Annotated in this window: 1 protein-coding gene; it reads right to left on the bottom strand. The window is 61.7% G+C overall.

Annotation, left to right across the window (positions count from 1 at the left end):
* Positions 1–1,328: AMP-binding protein (locus FVQ81_18575; GenBank protein ID MBW7998536.1), on the bottom strand; the 1,328-nt coding region annotated here is incomplete at its 3' end.
* Positions 1,329–1,330: the final 2 nt, after the last annotated feature.

Below are 1,330 nucleotides of genomic sequence, written 5' to 3'. Positions count from 1 at the left end.
GCATTGACCTGCTCGATCAGCTTTTCCAGTTCCCCTGCGATGCGCTCCTTTCCGGTTCCGTCGGCCATGTCCCGGCGCACCTCCTCGCTGGGCATGATCAGGGCGAAGGGCTGGTCGTAGCCCAGGCCGCACACGCAGGCCTGTTCCACCAGGGGATGGTTCATCAGCAGGTTCTCGATGGTGGAGGGGGAGATGTACTTCCCCTTGCTGGTCTTGAACAGTTCCTTCACCCGCCCGGTGATGCGCAGGTAGCCGTCCTCGTCGATCACCCCGAGATCACCCGTCCGCAGGAACCCGTCCTCGGTGAGCACCTCCGCGGTCATTTCCGGGGCCTTGTAGTATCCCATCATGGTGCCCAGGCTTTTGACGAGCACTTCCCCCTCCTCGCTGATGCGGGTTTCCACGCCCGACGCGGGCGTTCCCACGGTTCCCACTCGGATGTCGCCGGGCGGATTGCCATGGGAATAGGCGAAGTTCTCCGTCATGCCGTATGCCTCCAGAAGTTCCAGGCCCAGGCTGTGATACCAGAGGATTACTTCCTCGGGCAACGGTGCGGCGCCGGAGATGGCCACCCGGGTCTTGTCCAGGCCCAGTCCCTTCAGTACCTTGCGTCGCACCAGCCAGGATACGATGGGAATGGACAGCAGCCGCTCCAGCTTGTCCTTGGGAACCTTTGCGAAGACGCCGGCCTGGAACTTCACCCACAGCCGGGGCACGGAACAGAAAAAAGTGGGGCGAGCCCGCTGCAGGTCGGCGACGAAGGTGTCCAGGCTCTCCGCGAAAAACACGTGGATGTTATTGAAAATGGAACTGGATTCCACGGCCAGCCGCTCATAGCAGTGGGCGAGCGGCAGATAGGAAATGAGCCTGTCATTGGAGCTGATTTCCACCCTATCCGCCGCGCCTTTGGCGGCATCGATCATCGCACTGAAATTGATCATCACGCCCTTGGGTGTGCCCGTGGTGCCCGAGGTGTAGATTAGAGTGGCCAGTTCGCCGGGATCCCGGAAGACGTTTTCCTCAAGGGGCTCGGTTTCCGCCACGATCTGCTCCCACTTGGGCGCGCCGGTAGGAGGGGCCAGGGGTAGCTCGATGATGGGCATGCCCTTGGGTATGCCATTCTTCAGTTCCCCCCAATCGTCCAGCTTCCCCACGAACACCAGCTTCGATTCGCTGTGCTCCAGAATTTGCCTGGCGCCGTCGCCGGTCAGGGTGGGATACAAGGGCACCGTGACATGCCCCGCCATCATGACGGCCAGATCGGACAGGATCCAGTGGGCGCTGTTCTTGCCCAGCAGAGCGATCTTGGTTCCCGGCTCAAGATTCAGGC

This window comes from Candidatus Glassbacteria bacterium, from assembly GCA_019456185.1.
In the GTDB taxonomy this organism is placed as follows: Bacteria; Gemmatimonadota; Glassbacteria; order GWA2-58-10; family GWA2-58-10; genus JAJRTS01.
Note: the sequence above shows the minus strand (reverse complement) of the source record. Positions and strands in the feature narration are given on the sequence as shown.